This is a genomic window from Vibrio sp. 1S139, assembly GCF_041439475.1.
GTDB lineage: Bacteria > Pseudomonadota > Gammaproteobacteria > Enterobacterales > Vibrionaceae > Vibrio > Vibrio crassostreae_C.
Genome location: NZ_JBGOOD010000029.1, coordinates 15,218 through 34,825, shown reverse-complemented (window position 1 = coordinate 34,825; position 19,608 = coordinate 15,218). Strand labels below are relative to the sequence as shown.

General features: G+C 44.0%; 19 protein-coding genes and 1 pseudogene. 8 read left to right on the top strand and 12 right to left on the bottom strand.

Going from position 1 to position 19,608, the window contains the following annotated elements; all coding sequences use genetic code 11:
* The first annotated feature begins 105 nt into the window (after positions 1–105).
* From ACED46_RS11660 to recR, 6 genes are all read left to right on the top strand, one after another.
* Positions 106–243, top strand: coding sequence for a hypothetical protein (locus tag ACED46_RS11660; protein WP_017067606.1), 138 nt, complete (start codon positions 106–108; stop codon positions 241–243).
* Positions 244–317: 74 nt separating this feature from the next.
* Complete coding sequence (locus ACED46_RS11655; protein WP_029225617.1) at positions 318–689, top strand: YbaN family protein; 372 nt, start codon at positions 318–320, stop codon at positions 687–689.
* Between the two features lie 161 nt (positions 690–850).
* Positions 851–1,396: an adenine phosphoribosyltransferase gene (gene apt / locus ACED46_RS11650; RefSeq protein WP_017062340.1), complete on the top strand. Its 546-nt coding sequence runs from the start codon at positions 851–853 to the stop codon at positions 1,394–1,396.
* Between the two features lie 18 nt (positions 1,397–1,414).
* Positions 1,415–3,643: a DNA polymerase III subunit gamma/tau gene (dnaX, locus tag ACED46_RS11645; protein WP_371721491.1), complete on the top strand. Its 2,229-nt coding sequence runs from the start codon at positions 1,415–1,417 to the stop codon at positions 3,641–3,643.
* Between the two features lie 152 nt (positions 3,644–3,795).
* Entirely contained in the window at positions 3,796–4,125 is a 330-nt protein-coding gene (locus ACED46_RS11640; protein WP_017062338.1) for a YbaB/EbfC family nucleoid-associated protein, read from the top strand.
* Positions 4,126–4,203: 78 nt separating this feature from the next.
* Positions 4,204–4,803: a recombination mediator RecR gene (recR, locus tag ACED46_RS11635; protein WP_019823189.1), complete on the top strand. Its 600-nt coding sequence runs from the start codon at positions 4,204–4,206 to the stop codon at positions 4,801–4,803.
* A 66-nt stretch (positions 4,804–4,869) separates the two neighbouring features.
* On the opposite strand, the gene aqpZ is transcribed toward recR, so the two are convergent.
* From aqpZ to ACED46_RS11610, 5 genes are all read right to left on the bottom strand, one after another.
* Entirely contained in the window at positions 4,870–5,559 is a 690-nt protein-coding gene (gene aqpZ, locus ACED46_RS11630) for an aquaporin Z (RefSeq protein WP_017070744.1), read from the bottom strand.
* A gap of 242 nt (positions 5,560–5,801) precedes the next feature.
* The gene (locus tag ACED46_RS11625; RefSeq protein ID WP_371721490.1) at positions 5,802–6,608 is read right to left on the bottom strand and encodes an endonuclease/exonuclease/phosphatase family protein; all 807 of its coding nucleotides are present in this window, start codon (positions 6,606–6,608) and stop codon (positions 5,802–5,804) included.
* A 79-nt stretch (positions 6,609–6,687) separates the two neighbouring features.
* A complete protein-coding gene (locus ACED46_RS11620; RefSeq protein WP_102393277.1) occupies positions 6,688–8,316 on the bottom strand; it encodes a PTS transporter subunit IIBC in 1,629 nt (542 codons plus the stop codon).
* Between the two features lie 59 nt (positions 8,317–8,375).
* Positions 8,376–10,109, bottom strand: a complete 1,734-nt coding sequence (locus ACED46_RS11615) for an alpha-glucosidase (protein ID WP_371721489.1) — start codon at positions 10,107–10,109, stop codon at positions 8,376–8,378.
* A gap of 68 nt (positions 10,110–10,177) precedes the next feature.
* Positions 10,178–11,143, bottom strand: a complete 966-nt coding sequence (locus ACED46_RS11610; protein ID WP_017070321.1) for a LacI family DNA-binding transcriptional regulator — start codon at positions 11,141–11,143, stop codon at positions 10,178–10,180.
* Between the two features lie 140 nt (positions 11,144–11,283).
* Between ACED46_RS11610 and ACED46_RS11605 the strand changes: the two are divergent.
* Positions 11,284–11,625: pseudogene (locus tag ACED46_RS11605) on the top strand (DDE-type integrase/transposase/recombinase); the annotation flags it as partial.
* Positions 11,626–11,645: 20 nt separating this feature from the next.
* Here the strand turns inward: ACED46_RS11605 and ACED46_RS11600 are convergent.
* The gene (locus tag ACED46_RS11600) at positions 11,646–11,894 is read right to left on the bottom strand and encodes a YkgJ family cysteine cluster protein (RefSeq protein WP_017059389.1); all 249 of its coding nucleotides are present in this window, start codon (positions 11,892–11,894) and stop codon (positions 11,646–11,648) included.
* Positions 11,895–12,053: 159 nt separating this feature from the next.
* On the opposite strand from ACED46_RS11600, the gene ACED46_RS11595 reads away from it, so the two are divergent.
* The gene (locus ACED46_RS11595) at positions 12,054–12,491 is read left to right on the top strand and encodes a YcgN family cysteine cluster protein (RefSeq protein ID WP_371721488.1); all 438 of its coding nucleotides are present in this window, start codon (positions 12,054–12,056) and stop codon (positions 12,489–12,491) included.
* Between the two features lie 105 nt (positions 12,492–12,596).
* Here ACED46_RS11595 and ACED46_RS11590 read toward each other — a convergent pair whose 3' ends face one another.
* From ACED46_RS11590 to gap, 6 genes are all read right to left on the bottom strand, one after another.
* The gene (locus ACED46_RS11590) at positions 12,597–14,483 is read right to left on the bottom strand and encodes a BCCT family transporter (RefSeq protein WP_017063436.1); all 1,887 of its coding nucleotides are present in this window, start codon (positions 14,481–14,483) and stop codon (positions 12,597–12,599) included.
* 122 nt (positions 14,484–14,605) lie between these two features.
* Positions 14,606–14,959: a hypothetical protein gene (locus ACED46_RS11585; RefSeq protein WP_017059386.1), complete on the bottom strand. Its 354-nt coding sequence runs from the start codon at positions 14,957–14,959 to the stop codon at positions 14,606–14,608.
* Positions 14,960–15,235: 276 nt separating this feature from the next.
* Positions 15,236–16,189, bottom strand: coding sequence for a ChaN family lipoprotein (locus tag ACED46_RS11580; protein ID WP_371721487.1), 954 nt, complete (start codon positions 16,187–16,189; stop codon positions 15,236–15,238).
* 75 nt (positions 16,190–16,264) lie between these two features.
* A complete protein-coding gene (rlmA, locus tag ACED46_RS11575; protein WP_017059384.1) occupies positions 16,265–17,080 on the bottom strand; it encodes a 23S rRNA (guanine(745)-N(1))-methyltransferase in 816 nt (271 codons plus the stop codon).
* Between the two features lie 111 nt (positions 17,081–17,191).
* Positions 17,192–18,076 (bottom strand): D-hexose-6-phosphate mutarotase, encoded by an 885-nt coding sequence (locus ACED46_RS11570; protein WP_371721486.1) that lies wholly within the window; start codon positions 18,074–18,076, stop codon positions 17,192–17,194.
* A gap of 242 nt (positions 18,077–18,318) precedes the next feature.
* Entirely contained in the window at positions 18,319–19,314 is a 996-nt protein-coding gene (gap, locus tag ACED46_RS11565) for a type I glyceraldehyde-3-phosphate dehydrogenase (protein WP_017059382.1), read from the bottom strand.
* Between the last annotated feature and the right edge of the window lie 294 nt (positions 19,315–19,608).

Sequence of the window (19,608 nt, the reverse complement as noted above, 5' to 3'; positions counted from 1 at the left end):
GTTGCGCAAATGGTGTGGCTATGCCTTTTTTGTTAAATGTCGATTTAGCAAAGCGGGTTTGGTTCGCCGGATACTTACCTTCACTAACAAAAACAAGAAGCAATCATGGCAGATAACAAAGACTTTCAAGACCCGTTTAATGTATTCTACTTTTTAGGATTTTTAGCCGCATTTTTAATGATTCCATTGCTACCAGCAACACTTACGTTGATCCGTGTATTCAATGGTTACGCAACATTCTAGTTAAGCTGTCGTCGCCGATTGGTGATAGCTAACTCAAGGAGGCCACAATTAGCGTTCGAGTTTTAAGCCTCAATATTGCTGGTGGCCTTTGTATATTTCTCGCAGTTCTAGGGATAGTTTTGCCCGTTCTGCCAACCACTCCTTTTCTCCTTCTTGCCAGCGCATGCTTCATGCGAAGCAATCCGAAAGTTCATAAATGGATGCATGAGCACAAAACGCTGGGTCCTTTGCTGAACAATTGGTATCAACACGGTGCCGTCACCAAACAAGTTAAAACGCGTGGCGTATTCTTTATCTTGTTGAGTTTTGCGTTATCCATCTACTTTGCCCCTATCATTTGGGTCAAGGCTTTCCTAATTTGTGTACTTGTTATTCTTCTCACATGGTTTATGCGACTTCCAACCCATGAGTTGGTTGCTGACAGCAAAGAAAATCACTACCATTAAGCCAGTGTGCCTGCTTGTATAGCGGGCGTTTATTATTTCAGCAATCAGAGTTATGACTCTCGTTGCAATGAATACCAATCGTACCTTTCCTTAATTCCGAGCGTTGATGTTTGATTCGTTAACGAGAGTTTGGAAAGCGGCCTAATGAAGTGCATAAGATTATGAACACAGAAAAAATCTCTCTGATCAAAGCAAGCATCAAAAGCATTCCTGATTACCCTAAAGCGGGTATTTTGTTCCGTGACGTAACAAGCTTGATGGAAGATCCAGTAGCTTACAAAGCGACTATCGACCTGCTAGCGGAAACATACAAGGACATGGGCTTTACTAAGATCGTTGGTACTGAAGCTCGTGGTTTCCTATTTGGTGCGCCTTTGGCACTTGAGCTAGGTGTTGGCTTCATTCCTGTTCGTAAGCCGGGCAAGCTGCCTCGTCAAACTGTGGCACAATCTTATGAGCTTGAGTACGGCACCGACACTCTAGAAATCCATACTGATGCTATCGTTGAAGGCGATAAAGTGTTGATGGTTGATGATTTGCTAGCAACGGGCGGTACGATTGAAGCAACAACAAAGTTGATTCGTCAGCTTGGTGGTGTGGTAGAACACGCTGCATTTGTTATTAACCTTCCAGAAATCGGTGGTGACAAGCGCTTACAAGGCTTAGGTCTAGAAGTGTTTAGCATCTGCGAATTCGACGGTCATTAATCCTTTTCGGAATTATTCATGAGCTATCTTGCGTTAGCGCGAAAATGGCGACCAACCAAATTCAAAGAAGTGGTTGGTCAAGCCCATGTTTTAACAGCATTAGAGAATGCCCTTAGCCAGAATAGGTTGCACCACGCATACCTGTTCAGCGGTACACGAGGTGTCGGTAAAACGACCATCGGCCGTTTGTTTGCGAAGGGACTCAACTGTGAAACAGGCATTACCTCAACACCTTGTGGTGAATGTGCAACCTGTAAAGAAATCGATGAAGGTCGCTTTGTTGACCTACTTGAGATTGATGCGGCATCACGTACTAAGGTAGAAGATACCCGCGAGCTTCTGGACAATGTTCAGTACAAGCCTGCACGTGGTCGCTTCAAGGTTTACCTAATCGATGAAGTACACATGCTTTCTAGGCACAGCTTTAACGCGCTTCTAAAGACCTTAGAAGAGCCGCCTGAGTATGTGAAATTCTTGCTCGCAACAACGGATCCACAGAAGCTTCCAGTAACGATTTTGTCGCGTTGTTTGCAGTTCCACCTTAAGCCGATCAGCGTTGATAATATTCACGAGCAGCTCGATCATATTCTTGAACAAGAAGATGTGACGTCTGAATCTCGTGCGCTTGGAATGATTGCTCATGCTGCTGATGGCAGTATGCGTGATGCGCTAAGCCTTACAGACCAAGCTATCGCATTGGGTAATGGCAATGTCGTAACAGATACTGTTGCTCACATGCTCGGAACACTGGATACCGACCAAGCTATCCACTTGCTTGAAGCGATCAGCAGTAAGCAGCCACAGCAAGCGATGGCGTGTGTCCAAAGCCTTGCTGAGAACGGTGTCGAGTGGGATGGTTTGCTGAATCAGCTTGCGACTCAACTGCATCGTCTTGCGATGTTCCAAGCTTTGCCATCCACACTAGATAAGGCACAGCCTGACGCTGAGAAGCTTGAACTACTGAGCAAAGCGCTTAGCCCACAAGACATTCAACTCTACTACCAGATCGTGTTGAAAGGTCGTGAAGACTTACCATTGTCGCCAACCGCTCGCGTTGGTATTGAGATGGTGGTTTTACGCATGTTGGCATTTAGACCAGCTGAACAAGCGGTTGCTACTGCAATCTCGACTCAGTCGGCAAACCCAGCGCCAGTTCCAGCAGCTCAAGCTCAGAACGTTGCTCAGTCAGTGAGTCAACCTGCGCCAATGGCAGCTCCGAGACAGCCTCAGATGCAACAACAGGCGCCTCAACAGCAAGCTATGCAGCAGCAACCGGTGCAACAGGCTCCGCAGCAGAATCCAGCACAGTATTCAGATTCGCAAGGTTACGCTGATCATTCAGGTAACCAAGGTTATCCAGAACAGGATTACCCGCATAGCCAGTATGACGCGCCTCCTGCTTATGATGAGCGTCCAAGCTACGGTGCAGATCAGCCTCAGCAGCAACAAACGAATTATCAAAACCAGAGCCCGGTTCAACAGCCAAGCGTTGCACCTTCTGCTCCGCAAGAGCAGCCAGCGCGTGCAACTTCGCCTATGAGTGGTTTACGCCACCAATTACGTTCTCAACGTAGAGGCAGTTCGGCAACAGAAAACAAAGGCTCGGCGCCAAAAAAGGCTAAAGCGACACCAGCTAAAACTTCAGTTCTTGATCGAGTTGCTCAGCAACACGGTGGTTCTGAGCGGGTGTCGCCAGCTTCTTTATCATCCTCTTCGACAGAAAATGTGACCAACGATAATGAACCTTATCGCTGGAAACCGTCTAAACCTGTAGTGAAAGAGGTGAGCAAAGAGCTTACACCTACTCAGATCAAGCGTGCGTTGGAGCATATTAAGACACCAGAAATGGTCGATAAATTGCTTCAAGAGTCGATTGCTCAAGATGAATGGTCAGCCACGATTCAAAAGCTAGAGACAGCCAAGCTTGTTGAACAGTTAGCATTGAACTCAGTGTTTGCTAAAAACGACACATCAATCACTTTAACGTTAAGAGCGAGCCAAGCTCATTTGAATACCGACCGTGCGCAGAGTGAGCTATTGCAGTCTCTCAATACTGTGCTTGGAGAAGAGTGTCATTTGAGTGTTGAAATCGGTGATGGTGGAGAAACGCCGCTAGAATTACGAGAACGACTGTATCAAGGTAAGTTGAAAGACGCGTTTACCGCTTTAGAAAACGATGCCAACGTACAGTTCATTGAAAGACGTTTTGCCGCTGAACTCGACAGAGACAGCGTTCGTCCTATCTAGAACGTTTTCTTGTTTAGTGACCGGCATATCATCCCAGATAAGCAAATCTGAGAACTGAACATCGAGGGGTTGAATCACACTGTTTTAACCCCCATTTAAGCTCGTATAGCTTAATTAATTTTAATAAACCAATTAGACCAGAGAGTATTAACATGTTTGGTAAAGGCGGTATGGGCAACATGATGAAGCAAGCCCAGCAAATGCAAGAGCGCATGCAAAAGCTTCAAGAAGAAATCGCAAATATGGAAGTTACAGGTGAGTCAGGTGCTGGCCTTGTAAAAGTAACGATCACTGGTAGCCACAGCGTTCGCCGTGTTGATATCGATGAAAGCCTAATGGAAGACGATAAAGAGATGCTTGAAGATCTTATCGCTGCTGCTTTCAACGATGCGGCTCGTCGCGTTGAAGAAACTCAAAAAGAGAAAATGGCTAGCGTAACTGGCGGAATGCAACTTCCACCAGGTATGAAGATGCCTTTCTAAGTAACTTATTCTTAAAGGTTAATTCAGGTGGTGGTTTGTGTTGAACAGGCTATTACTTGAACATTAGAACGGTTAAATATGCGTACCAGTCATATGCTGGAGCATTTGATGGAGGCCTTACGTTGTCTACCTGGGGTTGGCCCCAAGTCGGCGCAGCGTATGGCCTTTCATTTGTTACAGCGCGATAGAAAAGGCGGCCTACAGTTGGCTGAAGCTCTTAGCCAAGCAATGACCGAAATTGGTCACTGTAATGAGTGCCGTACTTTTACTGAAGAAGATACTTGCCACATTTGTACCAATCCTAAACGTCAGGAAAATGGTCAAATCTGTGTAGTAGAGAGCCCAGCAGACATTGCAGCAATAGAAGCGACAGGACAATATTCAGGCCGTTACTTTGTATTGATGGGTCACCTTTCACCACTTGATGGTATTGGTCCAAGTGACATCGGTCTCGATGTTTTGGACTACCGCCTGCGTCGTGGTGATATCTCGGAAGTAATCCTAGCGACTAACCCAACAGTTGAAGGGGAAGCCACAGCGCATTACATTGCTGAGCTATGTAATGCCCATGAAGTGAACGCAAGCCGTATCGCTCATGGTGTTCCTGTTGGTGGTGAGCTAGAGCTGGTGGATGGCACCACGCTTTCGCACTCCTTACTCGGTCGTCATAAGATCTAAAAAAGCCGCTTGGTGAAGCATCACTAAGCGGCTTTTTCTTTTATTGCTTTAGACGTTTTTCAGCGCTTAATCTGAACCTCTTACCGCTTTGTATATCATCGCGCCAATCACGGCACCAATAATCGGTGCAACCCAGAATAGCCACAATTGCGAAACGGCCCAATCACCGACAAATACAGCCACGCCGGTACTTCGAGCAGGGTTCACAGAGGTGTTGGTTACAGGAATACTGATAAGGTGAATCAAGGTCAAACAGAGACCAATCGCAATGGGTGCAAACCCAGCAGGCGCTTTTGAATCAGTTGCGCCCATGATCACGAATAGGAATACCATGGTCATGACCACTTCACAGACCAGTGCAGCGGTAAGTGAATAGCCGCCCGGTGAGTGTTCACCGTAACCATTTGAAGCAAAGCCAGATGCCGCAGCGTCAAAACCAGCTTGGCCTGAAGCAATCACGAATAACACACCACCCGCGATAATACCGCCAATGACCTGGGCAATAATGTAAGGTGCGACGTCTTTGGCATCAAAGCGGCCACCGCTCCAAAGACCAATTGTAACAGCAGGGTTGAGATGACAGCCGGATATATGGCCAATAGCAAAAGCCATGGTGAGTACGGTTAAACCAAACGCGAGGGAAACCCCGAGTAAGCCGATACCTACATCGGGAAAAGCAGCGGCTAAGACGGCACTACCACAACCACCTAACACCAACCAAAATGTACCGAATATTTCTGCGATATACCTATTCATAACGATCCTTATTAATCTGTACCAGTATCAACAAGATAGTTTAGATTTCGCAGAAGTGTGAAATCTTGTGTATATAGTTGAAAGAAAGAACAGAGAATCTTATGTAATCACTTCGAACTCGCACTAAAGATCGTTAAGGTCAGTCGTATTCTATCGCTATTTTAGCAAGTAAGAGTGACCTGATAATTAGCCGTATTTGTGTCAGTATTCTTTTTATTTAAACTACGATGAGTTGATAAAAATTAAGTAAGTTCTACTTCTACCAACACCCCAAAGTGATCTGATACAACCGGATAAAAATCGTGATTAAAAATCACCTTATGCTGCTTTACCACTACAGGCTGATTACTAAGTACTAAATCAATGCGTAACGCTTGGCTATTTTGCTCCCAACCATCAATGTTTTTAATGACAGTGGTTCCATCATCTTTGATTTCAGCAACTTCATAACAATCCATCAAACCGCGTTGTAATACGTAATCATAGCCTTCATTACGTATATGGCTTGGGTTGTTGAAATCGCCTAATAGAAAGCTCAACTCTGTTGGTAAAGTTGCCTTGATTCGGTCGAACTGATCCTCAAATGAGTTCTCTGAGTCATTCCACCAGCCACAATGACAATTATAAAGATTAAAATCACCCTGTTGAGAGGTCACTTTAATACGCACTGCTCGCCGATGTTTCCAAAAGCTCACATCATAGTTATCACTTAAATCAATGACCTCATGTTCGACAATCGGTAGTCGCGTTAAAAATGAGAGCCCCTCTTGATATACTTCATAACTTTGATGAACGAAATCCCACGTAAGTTGGTAGTGATGACCGTATTCCATGAGTTTTTTCTGTAATAAATAACCATAGTTATTCGCCAACACAGTGTGATTGGTTAATATATTGGCATCAACGGCCGGGCTATCTTGATGTTGATTCACTTCCTGTAATGCAACCACATCGCACCCTTGCTCGATAATGGCTTGCGCGACCACATCTAACTTTTCTAGCTGTTTTTCTTCTTGCCAACTGTGGGCATTTAGTGTCATTAACTTCATTATTATTCACTTATTTATTCTAGTGAGATAAAACGCAGCGCAAGGCTGCGTTTCTCGAGGTTATTTGATCTAAAAAGAATTACGCAGGTTGTGCTGAATATTTCTCTATTAACTTAGATTTAATAACATCCACCCCAGGGCCATAAATAACTTGTACACCCTGTTCTTTAATCACAGCACCAAGAGCCCCTGTCGGCTTCCATGACGCATATTCAGCAACCAACTTCGGATCATTAACTGTAATACGCAAGCGAGTCATACAAGCATCAATCTCAGCAATATTGGCACGGCCACCTAAATTCTGAATAATAATGTTCATCTTCTCATCTTCTGACATCGATTCTGAGCTTTCATCCAGGTAGTTACCCATACGACCCGGTGTTGGTAACTTCAATTTCACGATTAGGAAGCGGAACAATCCATAGTTAACCACAAAGAAAACAATAGAAACTAATGCAAAGCGAACCAGATCACCACCGATGCCCGCTGAAACCATCATAGGTATACGAGTGAGTAACTCAATCAAACCAAAGGCATGTACACGTAGGTCCATCACATCGACCAACGCAAATGCAACTCCTGTTAACACAGCATGTGCAACATACAAAACGGGAGCGATAAACATAAACATGAATTCAATAGGCTCAGTCACACCGGTTAATAACACAGCAAGACAGGCAGATAAGAACATTGGCTTATATTGTGCGCGCTTATCACTATCAACACAGTGATACATCGCAAGTCCAATACCAATCAATGAAGAGGCTGCGATAATAACTTGGCCTGCTTTAAAGCGTGCTGGGTGCACCGTATCTAACAGGTGTTGGTAAGTTGTCGGATCGCTTAATTTAAGATTATTTAAATCGCTGACCCAAGCAAGCCATAATGGATCTTGACCATAAACACTTGAGCCCGCATTCATCCCAGTCAAAAGCTCATAAGTACCACCCAACTCGGTGTAATTCATTGGAATAGTTAAAGTGTGGTGTAAACCAAATGGCAGTAATAAACGCTCTAACGTACCATACAAGAAAGGAGCAGTGATCGGCGCAGTGTCTTTAGAGGTAGCAATCCATTGACCAAAATCATTAAGCGTACCTTGAATTAAAGGCCATATTACAGATAAACCAAACGCAATAATCAGCGAATAGAAAATAACAACAAAAGGTACAAAACGCTTACCGTTGAAAAATGCTAATGCCTGAGGTAAGCGAGCGAAGTCATGATAGCGGTTAAATAAGTTGGCACCTAAATAGCCAGACATAATACCGATAAACACACCCATATTTAGGGCAGGAGCACCCAAAATATTCGTGAAGAATTGAGAGACAGGTAACTCAGAACCAAATAGGCTCATCACAACCGCTTCTGGGTCACTGAGCATAGCGTTATCCACGCCCAATATAACCCCAGTGATACGGTTGATTAAGATGAAGGCAATTAGCGCGGCAAATGCGCCACCTGCACGCTCTTTTGCCCACGAGCCACCAATCGCGACCGCAAATAATAGGTGAAGGTTAACAATGATCCCCCAACCTATGTTTTCCATTATAGCGCCTAGTGTTTCAATGGCACCAAACCCACCCGCATACATTGCGACCACTTTACCTAGTGATATCATGATACCAGCGGCAGGCATCACCGCGATAACAACGATAAGGGACTTCCCAAATCGTTGCCAAAAATCAAACGATAGTAACTTACTCATAAATAGTTCCTTGATTTAAATACAGGCTAACGTTATCAGCGCCTAGCCATAAATATAATTTAGTGCTTTCTTGCAAATATATACGCGGCATAAGCGGGGGCTATTTGCGTTGTTATAAAATCTGAGCGAACGTGTTCATTGTTAATATTCTGATTATCAAGCATTAACTCGCCTAATTGGGTGCAGTCGATATCAACAACGCTCTCTTGTGGACTTAAATTGGTAATAATGGTCCATGTCATATCTTGAGCAACACGTTGATAAACATAGATATTAGGATCGTTAGCTAGCAGTAATTGATAACGGCCAACCACTAAGCTTTCATGTGACTTACGCAAAGCAATCAACTGCTTATAGAAACCTAAGATCGAATTTGGATCTTGCTGTTGTTGCTCAACATTGATATCTGCATACTGTTGATTCACCGAGAACCAAGGTTGCACCTCAGAAAAACCGGCAAAATCCTGGTCATTCCATTGCATTGGCAAGCGACTGTGGTCGCGGGATACTTGATTTAACAAGGCTAAGATATCGGCATCGCTCTGACCTTGTTGCGATAGCTTTTGAATTAAATTTCTCGCAGACACATCGTTAAATTCGTCAAGAGAAGTAAACCGATGATTTACCATACCAATCTCTTGGCCCTGATAAATAAATGGAGTTCCTTTCATCAAGAAATAACAACTCGCTAACGCGGTAGCACTGGCATACCTAGAGTTAGGATCGGCAAAAGTATCAATACTACGAGCTTGATCGTGGTTTTCTAAATAAAACTCATTCCAGCCTTTACCTTCTAAGGCATCTTGCCAACGCGATAAAATGCGTTTGAACGCCACGAGATCGAAATTCTCGTTGCTTTGTTCTTCCGACCATAGCTTCATGTGTTCAAACTGAAAAATCATGTTAAAAACACCACCTTGATCGTGCTCGGTCGCTTCAGCAACCCAAGGCAATGCGTTGTCGGCCGTCACCCCATTGGCCTCACCAACGGTCACGATATCAAAAGGCGAAAACGCCTGCTCTTTTAACTCATACAGATGTTTTTCAATCCCTGCCACATTCATATGATAATCGAATGAAGAGACATAGTTTTCACCCTTTGGATTGGGTAAAGAGGGTAAACCAGCTTGTTTTTGAATATGGCTAATTGCATCGACACGGAAACCATCAATACCTCGTTCCAACCACCAATGAATCATTTTAAATAGTGCTTGTTTAACTTCAGGGTTTTCCCAATTAAGATCTGGCTGTTTTTTAGAAAATAGGTGCAAATAATATTGTGCAGTTTTGTCATCATATTCCCATGCACTACCATGAAAAATACTTTCCCAGTTATTTGGTTCGCAAGTCGGCTTTTCAGCTGTAGGCTCACAACCATCACGCCAAATATACCAATCACGCTTAGGGCTATCTTTGTTATCTCGCGATTCGATGAACCATGGATGCTCATCGCTAGTGTGGTTTATCACTAAATCCATAATAATGCGAATGCCACGTTCATGAGCAGCAGTGATTAATTTATCCACATCCTCAAGGGTTCCAAAGTCAGGATGAATCGCTTGATAGTCACTGATATCGTAACCGTTATCATCATTCGGTGATGCGTAGAATGGGCAGATCCATATTAAATCAATGCCCAAATCAGCAAGATAATCTAGCTTAGCAATGATCCCATTGATGTCACCAATACCGTCCTGGTTTGTATCATAAAAACTACGGGGATAAATTTGGTAGGCAGTTGCTTTCTTCCACCACGCGAGTGGTTTTGAGTGTAGATTATTAGCGAGTGTCATCGGTTATACTATGTGTGTTATCGTTAACACATAGTGTTAAATGGAACCTATTTGGACTCAATACAATTTCAGAGAAACTGTGAACTTTCTCTCATTCTTATGTCGAATGTGCCTTCAACGGAACTGAAATCGCGCTTGAGCAATTTTTTGACAGCTTGGTAGCCCACTTGATAGTAGTTAAAAGCGACAGTAGTCAGGCTTGGGACTAACAAATCGCTGTAGTCATAGTCACCCATGCCTACAATCCATAAGTTATGACCAATCTTGAGTTGCTGTTCTTTGGCGCGACGATATAAACGAATAGCAATATTATCGGTGGCACAAAAGTAGACATGATTAGGCTGTAATTGAATTGCCTGGTAGCCGGCTTTGTCCTCCGAGTTGGCTAGAGCTTGTAGTGAAAAATTCAACTCAGGGACGGTGTCAGTAATGGTGGCTTGCATCAACTTAGTACGGCTGGAAAGCATACGCTCATCATAAATATAATGTACGGCTGCCAGCGGTGCCTGCTGTTGTTTTAACTGAGTGATGGTTTGGGAAACGAGTGCTTTAATTGCAGCATGGTCGGGGTAATATAAACAGCAATGGTGGGGGGTGTTTTTACCAATAAATAACACATTGTCTAAGGTTTGATAAAACGTCTCTTCGACACTGTGCTTTGAAGCAATAATAATAGTGCCCAATGCATTTAAGCCATTAAACTCTCTCACAGCTTGGCATTCTGACTCATGGTTAAACCCTGAGGCATGAAAAAGCATTCGTACTTGTGATTCATTGGCAGCCGCCAGTGCCCCTTTAATTACTAAACTGGTTGTATATGACTCAATGCGAGGAGCAACGAAACCAATAATATTAGATTGGCTACGAATGGAACGAGCAAATATATTAGGGGTATAATGATTTTCTTTGACGATAGCATCAATTTTAAGGCGATTTTCAGCCGAGACATAACCGTCATTAAAGTAACGTGACACGGTCATTGTTGAAATTCCAAGCTGTCTTGAAATCTCCGCCATGGTCATTTTTTTACTCATCACATTTTCCTTCCATAATGTATTATTGCCATATTATCCAATATATTGGCTGACAACAAAGTAAATAAAAACGCTACCTGATGATATACACATAGTACTTCAAGTTTATAAGATATTGTCCACTTCTTGACCTGAACTGAATACCCGTAGTTACGGCCTTGCTCGCTCAGGTCTTCAGTGCAACGACTGCTAATTTAAAAATGGGCAGGAGATATCACCGACGTAGCTACAAACAAATATTGGCTATAATTAGTTGCCATTATTGACCTTTATTCAAGGCAAGTTATTGGTTGGTTTATGGGTACGAGAATAAAGGCCTCATTGATCTGTGATGTCTTATCGATGGCTTTATTTCGCCGAGAGTTTCCTGAAACGGTTATTACTCATAGCGAGGTAGTCAGTATTGTTTGAAAGACTATTGAGGCCTCATAAGCACCTATAACCTAAAGCAAAGTATGAGTAGGAAAAGAAATTGCTGGGATATAGAAAAGGGCTAATACGCTTAGGTAATAGCTTCTAACTCGATCAGGTTATCAAGGGCTTCTTGGTCGGTTTTACCACAAATGACAGGGCAAGCTTTGAATTGGTGACATACCTTCGGGCGTGAAGGTTGACCAAATAATTTGCAGAGATCTTGCTCATTTAATTGGATGCAGCGTACCCCAGCAGGCTTACCATTAGGCATTCCAGGAATAGCAGATGTAATACTTGGAGCGATACAGCATGCTCCACAACCTAGGCGACATTCCATCAAATTAAACTCACTAAATAACAGGGTGCGCGATAGTAGCAAAAAATGATGAGAGTGACAGCTGTTGATTGAATCAAAGAATGAACAATTATTATCCTTGAACTTTTTATGGGCTAGCGGTATAACACGCACCCCAGTAAAAGAGTAAGAAGTAATCCTATGACGAATCCATTTTGGCAAGAAAAGACACTAGAACAGATGACCGAGAATGAGTGGGAATCACTTTGCGACGGTTGTGGTAAGTGCTGCCTACATAAACTAATGGATGAAGATAGCGATGAAGTTTACTACACCAATGTGGCGTGTAGCTGGTTAAACGACAAAACATGTTCGTGTAAAGATTACCCGAACCGCTTCACTTCAGGTGAAGAGTGTTTGAAGCTGACTCGTGACAAGATCGATGAGTTTCACTGGCTACCAGACACTTGTGCTTACCGCCTTTTATCAGAATCTAAGCCGATTCCTGAATGGCACCCGTTGATCACCGGATCAAAAACAGAGATGCATGCAGCAGGTGAAAGCGTTCGTAACAAAGTGGTATACGAAATCGATGTTGTCGATTGGGAAGACCAGTTTTTGAACCACCCGAACCGCTAGTTAACGAAGACTAGTCAATCACCCGAATAAAAAAAGGCTCACATTTCTGTGAGCCTTTGTCGTATTTAGGAGGGTCCAAATCAATGGACTGTGTCATGGCTAATGTCAAGCAAGCGGTAAGTCTGCAACCACCTGATTGAACGTGATACGAGCATTCTGAGCTTGCTCAGATAACTCGATCTTTTTCGCTTGTGCGGCACTAAGATTACTCTCGGCCTGCTCAAGTGCTTGTTGTAGGTTCTCTGGTAACTCGTGAGTTTCCATTTGTGAACCTTGTTCTAACACATAAGCGCGAATTTCTTTCTTCACTGCGGCAAGTTCTGTGTAAGCAACACGCTCAAGTTCTGCGGCTTCTTGTGCTGCATCTCTTTCTTTCTCAAACTGAGCCAACGCCATACCTTCAGCAGACCAAGGGTCCATGTCTGGCAGTTCTTCGATGTTGATCGTTGGCTCGATATACGCATCTTGATGGCGTAGGTCGAGGTTAGTCGCACGAACCGCTGAAATCATCAGCATCACAGAGATAGCAAGCAGTGGTAAGCCACCAACAATCGCCGCCGTTTGTAGCGTACTTAGACCGCCTAAGAACATTAGAATCGTTGGTAAGAACGACAGAGTAAATGCCCAGAACATACGGTTCCAGCGCATTGGCTCTTCGGTCACGTTGTTTTGTACAACAGACGCTAGGATGTATGAGATAGAGTCAAATGTTGTTGCCGTGAAAATGATACACAGCATTGTAAATACAGCGATAACCAGCGTGCTCATTGGCAATTGTGCAAGCATCGAGAAGATAGCTTTGGTTGCGCCTTCCGCATTCAAAATGGCAACGACATCTAGCTCACCAGAAAGCTGCAGTGATAGGCCGTAGTTACCTAAGATCATGAAGAACAGGAAACAACCTAGAGAACCAAAGAAGATCGACCCTGACACCATTTGTTTGATGGTTCTGCCGCGAGAGATACGCGCAACAAACAGACCCATACTCGGTGCAAATACTAGCCACCATGCCCAGTAGAAAATCGTCCAGTCTTGTGGGAAGTGAGTGTTTTCGAATGTACCGTAACCACCAAATGGTTCAGCCCACGTTGCCATCACGAAGAAGTTAGACAGTAGACGACCAATTGAGTCTAAGCCTGTTTCTAACATGAAGATTGTTGGACCCGCGATCAGAACGAAAGCCAGTAGACCCATCGCACCCCAGAAGTTGATGTTACTTAGGATCTTGATGCCTTTTTCCAATCCAGCATAAGATGAGTAAGCAAAAATCGCAGTACACACTAAAAGCACCATCACTTGCGTTAGGTTATTTTTAGGTAGACCAAATAGGTGATTTAGACCTTCAGTGATCAGAGGAGCGGCTAAACCTAATGTTGTTGCAGCGCCGCCTAATAGACCGAAAATGAATAGGATATCAACGATCTTTCCTGGTACGCCTTTACTACGGTGTTCACCAAGAACAGGCATTAATGCGCTTGAAATCTTTAGAACAGGTTGTTTACGTACGTAGAAGAAGTAAGCGATAGGAATTGCCGGGATTAGGTAGATAGACCATGCGATTGGTCCCCAGTGGAATAGGCCGTAGGTCGCAGCCCAGCGTACTGCTTCTTCACTGCCAGGTTCTAGTTGGAAAGGCGGTGATTGGTAGTAGTAAGCCCACTCAATACAGCCCCAATACAAGATACTTGCACCGATACCGCCACAAAATAGCATGGCAGCCCATGATGCAGTTTTAAACTCAGGCTCTTCATCAGCTTCGCCCAGTTTAATTTGTCCCATATCACTGAATACTACGTACACCATAAATGCACAGGCTGCGAGACCTAGAGCAAGATACAGGAATCCGAGTTGATCAGTCATGAATGTTTTCGCAACCGCAATCCAGTCTGCGCCCTGTGCAGGGAACAAAATGAGCGGGAAAACTATCGTGAGTAGGAGTGCTATAGCACCAAAAAAGGTTGGCTTATCGATAAGCTCAAAAGTGTTTTTCACGAGTATTATTCCATTAAAATGAGAGCGGAATTATGGAATGAACTCGTTTTTTAGACCTAATCGGGTCTATTGTCGTAACGATAAATCGCTTTTATTCTAGAGAATGCGATAGGTTGGCAAGGCTAAATGAGTGCGAGAAGAATACCGCCTACGGTTGCCGCTGCGGACAGGTATTGCCCCGCTGAATAAGAACCATCATCTTCTTCTTCAATCTTATCTGGGTGATCCATACCCAAGGCACCATGAGCGAATGACTCAACTTTATCGGTAACTGTCGCGTTTTCTGCTTCGACTTTCTTCGCTTCTTTATCAATTTCTTTTAGGGCAGATAAGAGTGCTTTGCCTTCATCAGAAAGCCTAACCGTATTTTGCTCAACCTTAAGCGGTGTAGGCTTTTCAGCTTCGTTAGCTGAACTCTTAGCGTTCATCTGCGAAGGCGAATACAGCTGAGTATTACTCGTTCCTACTGGCGTCATATAGCTCTCCTTACCTATCCTTAAATATAGTATCGGCAGAGGTGTGAAAAACTTGTGCAATTAATCATCGATAGTGCTGTTTTTTTATTCGCACATTACATTTTCGTCTGCTTGGTTAAATCGTCTATTTACTAAGCAAGTCTTGTGCCGATAAGAATGTTTGATTTTAGATAGAGTTAGGATGAATGACGGGAACGTGATCAAGTTGTGACGATGGGCTAATTATCTAGGATTAGCCCATCGACTCTTTAGCTTAGAAGAGTGGATCAACAGATCCTACTCACACTCTAGGCTAGCGCTACGTTTTGACAGATGCTTGTATGCCTTCATTCGGTTCTCTTTCTTTACAAAGCGAGCCGGCGGCGAAAGCACTTCAAGCTGATAATCACCGTTATCCGATGAGATCGCTTCAACCGGGCTGATGATGGCGATTTTTAAATCAGGGTTACGACGTAGAATTGATGCCGCCGTCCCTAAACCACCCTCGGTGTGGAACTTGCCAGCCACGTGAATCACTTGTTTATCAGGGTTTGATGCTAGGTAATCCACAATCGACTCAGCCATGGTTTCGTCCCAGGTAACCTGAGCGGCAAACTGCTTTTCTGTTTGCTCTGGCGTACCGTGATGCATAGAAGCCATGAACTTTTCTTTGTAAGGGCTATCGCCAGTATCCACTTCGGCAGCAATCCATTGGCGTTGCTCGGTCGATAATTGGTCTAGGTAAGGCAATCCTTTACGGCCAATACACTGCACGAATGGCTTTGGTGCATTTGCCGCAATAACATCGACGTCGTTGGCTTTTGCGAACTCAACTAACGCGCGGTAATCACTTTCGTAATTTGGCCAAGCTGCCGCTTGAGACATGAGAATTTGTTCGCCAATTTCGCCGTTTAAGTATTGGTCAAGTGTGGCTTGGTGCTCTCGAGTGAACTGTTCCATTGAAAGCGCAATGTTTGATGTTGCGTTGCGGCGCGCTTTTAAGAAGTCGGTTTGGAAGCGGTGAATGGCAGAATGCGTGTGCCATTCGCCAATTAGAACCACATCAGCGTCAATCAGCTGCTCGGGTAATGCATCGAGAGAAAGTGTTTCGCCTTGTGGAGAAGCGAACTGGTAGTCATAGAATGTGGAAACGGATTCCGTTTGAGCCACTTTTTGAGAAGTGTCTTTTGCAGGTTGACTAGCACAAGCCGTGAGAAGAGTAGCTAATCCGATAAGAATAATACGTTGCATGAAATGCCTCCTTGAAGAACACGCATACTAAAGGAGGCAAGATAAGATTTCAATGCAAACGATAATCAATATCAATTAAATTTGTTTGCGGTACACTCGCAGCATAAAGTCAGCTTCACAGTTGAATTGCTCTGCCTCGGTGAGTTGTAGTTTAAACTCTTCACTCGCCTTCCAAGCAAACGGCGTCATCTGTAGCAGGTCGAATGCATCTGACCCCGATAGTTCCATCATATAGTTTAGTTGCTCTTGATGCTCAAGCGTAAAACCTTCGATCACTTCTGGATCTTCGTCGTGCAAGCGAACGCCATCATAAATTGCATCACGCAGTTGATACAGGTGTCGGCTAGCTGGTGTCACGGTGATCACCACACCATTATCTTTGATGGTGCGTTGTAACTCTTCAGCCTTGCAAGGCGCGTAAATGCGTAGAATTCCGTCTAAGCTGTTTTCAGCAAAGGGTAGGCGATGGCTTGATGCAACTGAGAAGTCGACAGCAGGGTAGCGTTTAGCGGCGTATTTGATAGCAATCTTAGAAATGTCTAGGCCAAAAGTAGCCCCTTTCTTTTCTTGAAGATTCACAGCAATTTCGTTGGTGTAATAACCTTCGCCACAACCAATATCCAATAGGCTAGGCGTCTCTTCTGGTAGATAGCGAGAACACAACGTCACCACCGCTTGGCGCATTGGGTCATAGTGGTTACCTTCAAGGAAGCGCCGACGTGCCTGCATCATCTCTTTGTTGTCACCTGGATCTTTTGAGCGTTTGTGGTGCGCAGGCATCAAATTGACGTAGCCTTCTTTCGCTAGGTCGAACTGATGGTTCTTTTCACACTTAAACGTACGATCGTTTTGAGATAAAGGTTGGTGACACAAAGGGCATTGGTAAGTCATGGAGACCTCTAAAGGAGAATAGACAGCGCAAGTGTAACGAGCTAAAACCAAAAAGTAAAAGAGCGACATAAAGCCGCTCAAAAATCGTTTTTTATAACTGTATTTATACGGTTATTGGGCACTAATCACAGTGATCAGTTGGTGGTTTTCACCCGGCCGGAGCGTTTTACCGGCTTCTAGGCTTGGTGCGTGCAGTGTTGATTCAACACATAGCATGGTTAGGTAACCGTCGTCTTGCATGTCGCCCATACTTGCAGCGCCTTCTGCCCACGGGTTCCACAGTACTGCAGAGTTATGACCGTGGTTTTCAACTGTTAGCGTGCGATCCAGCTTCTTGTCAGCAACAAAGATTTGCGCTTCTGGTTGCGTGTAAACGCGGTCAATCGTGTCGGTCAGTACCAGTTCAGATCCACCTTGGCAGATCTTGCCACCTTGCAGGCTATCAATGTACTCAGCACCCATACCAGTGGTGGTTGTGTTGTGGATATCGCCAACGTTTAGGTAAGTGTGTAGTGCACCAGAGAAAGTCCATGGCTGAGAATCAGTGTTCTTCACGTCCAGCGTTACTTTTAGTTGTTCGCCGATCTCAACATTCAAGCGAGCATCAAACTGATGAGGCCATACTGCTAGCGTCTCTTCGCTTGGCTTCAGACCTAAGCTAACAATCACGCCAGCTTCGCTTTCACGGTGTTCAACCAATTGCCATTCACTTGAACGGGCAAAACCATGTGCTGGTGCTGCAATGCGACCAAACCAAGGCCAACATACTGGAATACCACCACGCAGAGCCGTTTTACCATCGAACTTAGCTTGTTGGCTCATCCAAATTAGGTCTTCTTGACCTTGCGGTTGGAATGACACCACATGGCCGCCAAACAGTGAAATCGCTGCGTTTGCTTTATCGTGGATAACGCGAACCAGTTTTACACCTTTGTGTTCAACGATAGTGACGTTGTCAGAAAGTACCGCCAGTGCAGGTAGAGTAGATAAATCCATTACATGATCCTTCTAAGGAAATTGAATTCAAATGCTGACTAGAGTGATGCTTGTGTTTTCATGAGTAACAAGCAGAGTCAGTATTAGAATTGAATTTTGCGTTTGGGCTATCTTGATGAGCTTAGACAGACGCGGTTTAAAAGATAGCAGGCATTAAAAAGGCGACACTAAGGTCGCCTTTTTCAAAGTCTGCTCAAAACAGTCTTCGCTAATGCTTATCTAAAGCGATTTCTAAAAAGAAATTACTTAGAGATGTGAGCGATTAGGTCTAGAACTTTGTTTGAGTAACCGATTTCGTTGTCGTACCAAGATACAACTTTAACGAATTTGTCAGTTAGAGCAACACCAGCTTTAGCATCGAATACTGAAGTTTGAACTTCACCGATGAAATCTTGTGATACTACTTGGTCTTCAGTGTAACCAAGAACGCCAGCCATTTCGCCTTCAGAAGCTTCTTTCATTGCAGCACAAATTTCTTCGTAAGATGCAGCTTCTTTTAGGTTAACTGTTAGGTCAACTACAGATACGTTAGCAGTTGGTACACGGAAAGCCATACCAGTTAGAAGGCCGTTTAGTTCTGGAAGAACAACGCCTACAGCTTTAGCAGCACCAGTTGAAGATGGGATGATGTTTTGAGAAGCACCACGGCCACCGCGCCAGTCTTTAGCAGAAGGGCCATCTACAGTTTTTTGAGTTGCTGTAGTAGCGTGAACTGTAGTCATAAGACCAGACTCAATGCCCCACTTATCGTTAAGTACTTTAGCGATAGGTGCAAGACAGTTAGTAGTACAAGAAGCGTTAGAAACGATGTCTTGACCAGCGTAAGATGCTTGGTTAACGCCCATTACGAACATTGGAGTTGCATCTTTAGAAGGACCAGTAAGAACTACTTTCTTAGCGCCAGCAGTGATGTGCTTACGTGCAGTCTCGTCAGTTAGGAAAAGACCAGTTGCTTCAGCAACTACGTCTACGTCGATAGCATCCCACTTAAGGTCTTCTGGGTTACGCTCAGCTGTAACACGTACAGTTTTACCGTTAACGATTAGGTTACCGCCTTCAACTTCAACAGTACCGTTGAAACGGCCGTGAGTTGAGTCGTACTTAAGCATGTATGCCATGTACTCTACGTCGATTAGATCGTTAATACCTACTACTTCGATGTCTGCACGCTCTTGAGCTGCGCGGAATACGAAACGGCCGATACGGCCAAAACCGTTAATACCTACTTTGATAGTCATTGTAGTTGCTCCACAACTTAATTTCTGATTAAAGATAACTGGTAGTAAAATTACAGAATCCAGTATACATCTGCAATAGATAATCCGACTTAACTTGTTTAATGTCAAAAAAAAGCGACGCTTTTCTTAACAATTGGGTGTAAGTGATTGAAAATTGACCATTGCAAGTGGCTCTGTACCCTTCCAGTTGGGTAAAATACCCCTAAATGATGATTCACTTATGAGTGTATATGTACAATGTTTCCTGGTGAGAAAGTATGTGCTACAAAACGACTCATATGCAAGCCTTTATAG

Coding starts and splice junctions, on each gene's coding strand:
- apt (WP_017062340.1), top strand. CDS start 851: ATGAACACAGAAAAAATCTCTCTGATCAAAGCAAGCATCAAAAGCATT.
- ACED46_RS11640 (WP_017062338.1), top strand. CDS start 3,796: ATGTTTGGTAAAGGCGGTATGGGCAACATGATGAAGCAAGCCCAGCAA.
- ACED46_RS11570 (WP_371721486.1), bottom strand. CDS start 18,076: ATGGATTTATCTACTCTACCTGCACTGGCGGTACTTTCTGACAACGTC.
- ACED46_RS11580 (WP_371721487.1), bottom strand. CDS start 16,189: ATGCAACGTATTATTCTTATCGGATTAGCTACTCTTCTCACGGCTTGT.
- ACED46_RS11660 (WP_017067606.1), top strand. CDS start 106: ATGGCAGATAACAAAGACTTTCAAGACCCGTTTAATGTATTCTACTTT.
- ACED46_RS11600 (WP_017059389.1), bottom strand. CDS start 11,894: ATGGAATGTCGCCTAGGTTGTGGAGCATGCTGTATCGCTCCAAGTATT.
- ACED46_RS11625 (WP_371721490.1), bottom strand. CDS start 6,608: ATGAAGTTAATGACACTAAATGCCCACAGTTGGCAAGAAGAAAAACAG.
- dnaX (WP_371721491.1), top strand. CDS start 1,415: ATGAGCTATCTTGCGTTAGCGCGAAAATGGCGACCAACCAAATTCAAA.
- ACED46_RS11595 (WP_371721488.1), top strand. CDS start 12,054: ATGACGAATCCATTTTGGCAAGAAAAGACACTAGAACAGATGACCGAG.
- aqpZ (WP_017070744.1), bottom strand. CDS start 5,559: ATGAATAGGTATATCGCAGAAATATTCGGTACATTTTGGTTGGTGTTA.
- ACED46_RS11615 (WP_371721489.1), bottom strand. CDS start 10,109: ATGACACTCGCTAATAATCTACACTCAAAACCACTCGCGTGGTGGAAG.
- ACED46_RS11620 (WP_102393277.1), bottom strand. CDS start 8,316: ATGAGTAAGTTACTATCGTTTGATTTTTGGCAACGATTTGGGAAGTCC.
- rlmA (WP_017059384.1), bottom strand. CDS start 17,080: ATGACTTACCAATGCCCTTTGTGTCACCAACCTTTATCTCAAAACGAT.
- recR (WP_019823189.1), top strand. CDS start 4,204: ATGCGTACCAGTCATATGCTGGAGCATTTGATGGAGGCCTTACGTTGT.
- gap (WP_017059382.1), bottom strand. CDS start 19,314: ATGACTATCAAAGTAGGTATTAACGGTTTTGGCCGTATCGGCCGTTTC.
- ACED46_RS11610 (WP_017070321.1), bottom strand. CDS start 11,143: ATGAGTAAAAAAATGACCATGGCGGAGATTTCAAGACAGCTTGGAATT.
- ACED46_RS11585 (WP_017059386.1), bottom strand. CDS start 14,959: ATGACGCCAGTAGGAACGAGTAATACTCAGCTGTATTCGCCTTCGCAG.